This is a genomic window from Bradyrhizobium australafricanum (genome assembly GCF_020329495.1).
GTDB classification, from domain to species: domain Bacteria; phylum Pseudomonadota; class Alphaproteobacteria; order Rhizobiales; family Xanthobacteraceae; genus Bradyrhizobium; species Bradyrhizobium australafricanum.
On the sequence record NZ_JAGKJL010000141.1, the window covers coordinates 1 to 6,500 of the forward strand.

The 6,500-nt window shown below is 59.8% G+C and carries 7 protein-coding genes; 6 read left to right on the plus strand and 1 reads right to left on the minus strand.

The genetic code is table 11. The annotated features are described in order from the left end of the window. The 4 genes from J6525_RS45750 to J6525_RS45765 all read left to right on the plus strand — a co-directional run. On the plus strand, positions 1–2,242 hold a 2,242-nt coding region (locus tag J6525_RS45750), incomplete at its 5' end, for an excinuclease ABC subunit UvrA (RefSeq protein ID WP_225649537.1). An 86-nt stretch (positions 2,243–2,328) separates the two neighbouring features. After that, the gene (locus J6525_RS45755) at positions 2,329–2,616 is read left to right on the plus strand and encodes a hypothetical protein (RefSeq protein WP_225649538.1); all 288 of its coding nucleotides are present in this window, start codon (positions 2,329–2,331) and stop codon (positions 2,614–2,616) included. 11 nt (positions 2,617–2,627) lie between these two features. Continuing rightward, positions 2,628–3,485, plus strand: a complete 858-nt coding sequence (locus J6525_RS45760; RefSeq protein ID WP_141342592.1) for a glucose 1-dehydrogenase — start codon at positions 2,628–2,630, stop codon at positions 3,483–3,485. A 606-nt stretch (positions 3,486–4,091) separates the two neighbouring features. Then, positions 4,092–4,451 (plus strand): PRC-barrel domain-containing protein, encoded by a 360-nt coding sequence (locus tag J6525_RS45765; protein ID WP_225649539.1) that lies wholly within the window; start codon positions 4,092–4,094, stop codon positions 4,449–4,451. 28 nt (positions 4,452–4,479) lie between these two features. Here J6525_RS45765 and J6525_RS45770 read toward each other — a convergent pair whose 3' ends face one another. Further along, on the minus strand, positions 4,480–4,626 hold the full coding sequence (locus J6525_RS45770) for a hypothetical protein (protein WP_225649540.1): 147 nt from the start codon (positions 4,624–4,626) through the stop codon (positions 4,480–4,482). A gap of 1,017 nt (positions 4,627–5,643) precedes the next feature. Between J6525_RS45770 and J6525_RS45775 the strand changes: the two genes are divergently transcribed. Both J6525_RS45775 and J6525_RS45780 read left to right on the plus strand, forming a co-directional pair. Further along, complete coding sequence (locus tag J6525_RS45775; RefSeq protein WP_141343083.1) at positions 5,644–6,096, plus strand: Hsp20 family protein; 453 nt, start codon at positions 5,644–5,646, stop codon at positions 6,094–6,096. Between the two features lie 192 nt (positions 6,097–6,288). Beyond that, on the plus strand, positions 6,289–6,500 hold a 212-nt coding region (locus J6525_RS45780), incomplete at its 3' end, for a hypothetical protein (RefSeq protein ID WP_225644121.1).

Below are 6,500 nucleotides of genomic sequence, written 5' to 3' on the forward strand. Positions count from 1 at the left end.
GCCGCCAGCCGTCGCCCTTCAGCAGCAGCGCGGATCGCCGACAACCAGGTCGTCGGTGGGAAGCGTCACGACGCTCTCCAACCTCTTGCGCATACTGTATTCGCGGGCGGGCACATATCTGCGCGGGCAGGCCTTGCTTTACGCGGAGTCCTTCTCGCCTAACACGCCGGAAGGCGCCTGTCCGAACTGTCATGGCATCGGGCGAATTCATCAGGTCGTCGAACGAAGTCTGGTACCCGACGACACTTTGACGATCCGTGAGCGCGCCATTGCGGCCTGGCCTTCGGCTTGGCAGGGCCAGAATCTCCGGGACATTCTCGTCACCTTGGGGTATGACGTCGATAGGCCGTGGCGCGAGCTTTCGAAGAAAGATCGTGACTGGATTCTCTTCACGGACGAGCAGCCAACCGTACCGGTGTATGCGGGATACACGCCAGCCGAGACGCGAAAAGCCCTGAAGCGCAAGGAGGAGCCCAGCTATATGGGCACCTTCACCGGCGCCCGCCGGTACGTGCTTCAGACATATGCCACCACGCAGAGCGTCATGATGAAGCGGCGTGTAGCGCAGTTTCTGTCGAGCGATGATTGCCCGGTCTGCGATGGGAAGCGGCTAAAAGCAGAAGCACTTTCGGTCAAATTCGCAGGAATGGACATTGCCGAGATGTCTCGCCTGCCGTTGGCCAAGCTCGACGAGCTTATCAAACCGTATATTGATGGAAGCAAGAAAGACGGTACCGACGATCATCCCGAAAAGGCGCTTGTCGTTCAGAGAATCGTCGAGGATCTCGTCGGGCGTCTCGAAGTTCTGCTTGAGCTAGGCCTCGGTTATCTCACCTTAGAGCGCAGCACGCCGACGTTATCGCCGGGCGAACTGCAGCGTCTGTGGCTCGCGACGCAGGTCCGATCGAACCTGTTCGGGGTCGTCTACGTACTGGACGAGCCCTCCGCTGGCCTGCACCCGGCAGACACTCAGGCGCTCTTGCGGGCACTCGGGCGCCTGAAGGCATCGGGAAATTCGCTCTTTGTCGTTGAACACGAGCTCGATGTGGTGCGCGAGGCCGACTGGATCGTCGACGTTGGGCCCGCTGCCGGGGACCAGGGCGGTCGGATACTCTACAGCGGGCGCCTTGCCGGTTTGGCCAAAGTCGAGGCGCCCCAAAAACGAAGGTATCTGTTCGAAGATGCCGCGAGGGCACCATGCAAGATCCGTCGGCCGAGCAGCTGGCTGAAGCTGCGGAACGTGACGCGGAATAACCTGAGCCGTCTCGATGCCGACCTCCCTCTCGGCGTCCTTACATGTGTGACCGGCGTGTCCGGCTCGGGCAAATCCACTCTCATCAGCCAGTTTCTCGTCGAGGCGATAGCGGAGAACCTAGGTCAGCAACGAAAATCCGATCTGGACGAAGCTGAGCTGCAGGAGACCGTGCGTACGCTGAGTGGGGAAATTACGGAAGGGTTGGATCGCGTTAAACGTCTCGTTGTGGTCGATCAGAAGCCGATCGGCCGGACCCCGCGGTCCAATTTGGCGACTTACACCGGCTTGCTCGATCACGTGCGTAAACTGTTCGCCGGGACGAAGCAGGCGCGTGCCAGGCGCTACGACGCGGGCAGATTTTCGTTCAATGTGGCCAAGGGCCGTTGCGAAACCTGCGAGGGCGAAGGGTATGTATGCGTAGAGCTGCTGTTCCTTCCGAGCGTCTATACTCCGTGTCCGACGTGCCGGGGCGCTCGCTATAACGCGAAAACGCTCGAGATCAAGATACGGGACAAGTCGATCGCCGATGTGCTGGCGATGACCGTCGACGCGGCTTTCGAGTTCTTTAAAGACGATGACGTTCTTTCGCGCTCTTTGGGCGTTCTGCGCGAGGTCGGGCTCGGTTACATTAGACTTGGCCAGTCGGCCACCGAACTTTCAGGAGGAGAGGCGCAACGCGTCAAACTCGCCACCGAGCTCCAGCGCGCCCATCGTGGCGGCACATTATATGTGCTCGACGAGCCGACGACGGGACTGCATCCGTCCGATGTCACAAAGCTCGGCAATCAACTGCAAGGGCTCGTCGAGGCTGGCAACACCGTCGTTCTGGTCGAGCATGATATGTCTGTTGCAGCGGAGAGCGACTGGATCGTAGAAGTCGGCCCTGGCGCTGGAAACGAAGGAGGCCGCATCGTGGCGTCCGGACGACCGGATCAAGTTGCTGCCTCCGGGAGCCGGACAGCAGAATATTTGAAGCGAGCGCTCTAACGAGTTCATCGAAGGCCGCCGGCCCCCATAGGAACACCGGGGGACGCAGTTGGTTGTTTGCCATCGCCTGCCCGAAAGAGACACGCATGGAAGGCATCCTCGTCGCCGAATTCGATACTCGCCGCGCGGCAGAGCTCGCGGTCGAGCACGTTGTGCAGGAGTGCGGAGTCCAGAGAACCGACGTGGTGCAGCCGAGGGGCGCCGACAATACATCCGGCGATCGACCCGCGCTCGCCGACGTGAAGGTAAAGCCGAAGCCGGGCGAGAAGCTTGAGGGCCCGATCGAAGTATCCGTCGACTTCCATGGCGACGATCCGAAGCGCGTCGTGGACGTGCTGAAATCCGTTGGTGCTAAGGCCGTCCGGACGAAGTAAAGGACAGAATCATGCCCGAATATCCCAAACCGCCGTTTCCCAGCCAGCGACAACCCATGCCAGGCTCGACGGGGAAGATGGACCCGCGCCCGGATCATGGCGAGACAAGCTATAAGGGCTCGGGACGGCTTCAAGGCAAGTGCGCCATTATTACTGGCGGCGACAGCGGCATCGGGCGCGCGGTCGCCATAGCCTTCGCCCGCGAGGGCGCCGACGTCCTGATCGCCTACCTTGACGAAAGCGACGATGCGAAAGAAGTCGCGGCGATCATTGAGAAGGAAGGGCGCAGGGCTGTCCTCGTCGAGGGCGACCTTCGCTCGGCCGACCATTGCCGCACCGTGGTCGACCGCGCCGTGCAGGAACTTGGCGGCGTCGACATTCTCGTCAATAATGCCGCGCATCAGGCGACCTTCGCCGACATCGGCGACATCAGCGACGAAGAATGGCGCATGACTTTCGAGGTGAACATCCATGCGATGTTTTACCTCGCCAAGGCCGCGGTCCCGCATATGAAGCCTGGAGGCGCCATCATTAACACGGCATCGGTAAATTCCGACATGCCGAATCCGATACTGCTCGCCTACGCGACGACGAAGGGAGCGATCCAGAACTTTACGGGCGGCCTGGCCCAGATGCTGGCGGAGAACGGCATCCGGGTGAATGCCGTTGCGCCGGGTCCAATTTGGACCCCGCTTATTCCCTCGACGATGCCAGAGGAGGCCGTAAAGAACTTTGGCAAGCAAGTGCCGCTGAAGCGGGCTGGCCAGCCGGCTGAACTCGCCACAGCCTACGTGATGCTCGCCGACCCGCTATCCAGCTACACTTCGGGCACGACCGTCGCGGTGACCGGGGGCAAACCCTTCATTTGAGAAGTGGCCGGCATAAAGCATCCCGTGACGCCCGATGGCCGCTACTTCGTCGTGAAAGAGAAGCTTTGGGTCTCGGCAATCCGGACGTTGAGCCGGGCGCCTCCATAAAGCTTAGGAGGCACGCTTTCAGCGAGGGCAAGTTGGGCGATGTGCATCGATGGTCCTTTAGCTAGGAAGCACCGCTCGGAGCAGTAAGATGATTGCATCCGAACCGAGTTTGGCAATGCTCCGGCCTTGCGGTGCCGATCACCGCGCGCGTGCCCTCTATAGTGATGCGCTCGAGGAGCTCTTGCGCACGCGTCGGCATCGCCTTCGCGGCGATCCCAACTCCCATAGAGGTGACGCTCAAGCAGACAACGACGCCTATCTGATGTATCAATCCCGGAGTGAGTGGCGCAGAAAACGCTCCAAGCGATATCGATCGCCGTCCGCACTGTGATTGCATTTGCCATTTCAAGCTCCGTGACAAGGGCATCATTGCCGTGCAATGCCTTTCCACGGCGAAGGTTGCATCCTTTTCCCAACCTTAAAGCTGGCACCGGGCGTATCGTAGGAACCTTGCTCTCCCGAAGACATTTGCCGTTAAGATCTTAAACGGAGGATGTTATGGGACTCGAAGCGAAGGAATCCGGCAACTTGATCGGCAGCGACAAGGTTGAAGGCACGACAGTTTACGGTGCAGACAGTCAGAAGATCGGCAGTATCGAGCGGGTGATGATCGACAAAAAGAGCGGAAAGGTCTCCTACGCGGTCCTGAGCTTCGGCGGCCTTCTTGGCATCGGCGATGATCACTATCCACTGCCTTGGCAATCGTTGAAGTACGACACCAATCTTGGCGGGTACGTCACTGGCGTGACAGAAAGCCAACTGCAGGGCGCGCCCAAATATCGTGATGAGACGGCATGGAATTGGAATGATCCGGCGGCCGGTCGATCGGTAAATGACTATTACCGAGTACCAATCTGATTGCCCTCGAAATGCGGCGTGCTCGTCATCAAAGTGCGCTGCATTCACGAAAAGCGTGTGGGAGCATCGTCGAATAACCGAGGACGTCGGGCGGCGCATCGACTAAGCGGCGCCCAAAGTAGTCTGCCAAGACGTAGGAGCGGTTGTGCTTCCATTTGCTCTTGGCAATCGCCATTCCTTTTTCGCTGGCAGCCTCTGATCCATCGGGAGATCCCTGAGCTTCAGTTGCGCGAGAAACAGCCGCGGCAGTACGCTTTCGCTCTTCTGCGATCTCGATTTAGACGGCTGCCTTCGAGACGGCTGTAGATATTCTGAAGTTTTGTCCAGTCGCCCGTGAGTACCGCACGAACGTGTTGGGCTGTCCGGATCATCATTCGATCTGACGGGCAGCATCGACTTTCTGGATCTCGACCGTCCTGCCGCATCGGCAACAGCCACCCCAGAAGGTGCTGGAGAATCTGGCTGAGACGCAGCGGCGCTCCGGGGGCTTCGAGTCCGGTCTCGCGCGGGTTTTTCAGGATGGCCTGCCAATATCCGGGTGGGAGGTCTTCCGCCGGTCCGAGGACCGGCGCTTGTGCGCCCTTCGGGGCCGTCGCGGGCGTGAGGTCTCAATCTCTGTATCCGCTTCATCGCGGGGCAGCGCCGCCAGCGGCGCGGGTCAAAGGTGATTAGAATATACCAAGAACGAGCGAGTCGAGGCCCGGCAGGAAAGCAGTCGCGGGTGCGGAGATCGTCGGTTGGAAACGCAAAGGCCGCTGCGCAGTTCGAGCGCGCACAAGCAGCGCGATGGCGAGCGCCACAGGGAAGAGGCAGAAACATCGGGTCCGTCGCGAAAAGCTAATCGCCAAAGCGCTGGCGGCGTTTGAAGGCGGCGGAGCACGGAGAGCGGCCGAATCCCTTGATGCCGAACGTGCCAAGAGCAAAACCGGATCGAGGCGGAGCAGACCCGCTGAGCGAGAGAGAGAGGCTGGAGGAGGCATTTCAAATAGGGTCGCCAACATCGAAAAACCATCGCGAATCCTTGCGCAAAAAAAAATCCGCCGAGCCCTTGAAACTTTTTTCGGTATTCCAAATTCTTTTTGCGTCGCCATCGCGGCGGCCGGGACGCCTTTGGGGTCCCGCGAATGAGACGGGCGCCCGGACGGTGTCCGGAGCCTGCTCGTACCCATCTTGCTCTAAGGAGGATTTGGATATGAGGTATGATTGGACTCCCCTCTGGAGGTCGACCATTGGGTTCGAACGCCTGTTCGACGTTCTCGACGAGGTCCAGCGGACCGCCGAAGAGAGCTACCCCCCGTACAACATCGAACGTCTCGACGAAAACCGCTTCCAGATTTCGGTGGCGCTCGCCGGCTTCGCACCGCACGAGGTCGCGCTGACGGTCGAACAGAACGTCCTGACGCTCGAGGGCCGCAAGAGTGACAAGGAAGGCAAGACCTTCCTGCATCGCGGCATCCCGGCGCGCAACTTTAAGCGCCAGTTCACGGTCGCCGACCACGTGGAAGTGAGAGGCGCCCGCTTCGAGAACGGTCTGCTCGTCATCGACCTGCAGCGGGAGATTCCCGAGGCGATGAAGCCGCGCCGCATCGCGATCAATGGCGCGGCCCCGAGCAACATGACCCAGATCGAAGGCAAGGCCGCCTGAATCAGACTGGACGGCAAGCCCGATCCAAGCCGCGCGGGAAATACCGCGCGGCTACCTCAACTCGTCTCACGAATGGAGGCAGCCATGCGGCCGACGACCGCTCATTAGTCGTCCGTGAAGAATGCGGATTGACTTGAGAAATAAGCAGAATTGGTCTTGATGTAGTATTCGATTTTGCAGGAAAGCGGGGTATTGGACCTCGCTTTCTTGCGTTTTAGGTTTTGCTTTTGGGTGATTCGTGATTCCCTGACAGCGTCGTCGACATTGGGGAATGCGATGAGCAAGCCGCGGGATGATCGCCAGAAAGACCTGTTGCTTCCGGCGCTTGATCAGATCATCGACATGGGTCATCCGCTGGTGCGGTTGGCAGCGCTGATCGACTGGAACATCCTGAATGAGCGCTT

Excerpts from the sequence above, each read along its gene's own strand:
- J6525_RS45755 (WP_225649538.1), top strand. The coding sequence starts at position 2,329 with ATGGAAGGCATCCTCGTCGCCGAATTCGATACTCGCCGCGCGGCAGAG.
- J6525_RS45760 (WP_141342592.1), top strand. The coding sequence starts at position 2,628 with ATGCCCGAATATCCCAAACCGCCGTTTCCCAGCCAGCGACAACCCATG.
- J6525_RS45765 (WP_225649539.1), top strand. The coding sequence starts at position 4,092 with ATGGGACTCGAAGCGAAGGAATCCGGCAACTTGATCGGCAGCGACAAG.
- J6525_RS45770 (WP_225649540.1), bottom strand. The coding sequence starts at position 4,626 with ATGGCGATTGCCAAGAGCAAATGGAAGCACAACCGCTCCTACGTCTTG.
- J6525_RS45775 (WP_141343083.1), top strand. The coding sequence starts at position 5,644 with ATGAGGTATGATTGGACTCCCCTCTGGAGGTCGACCATTGGGTTCGAA.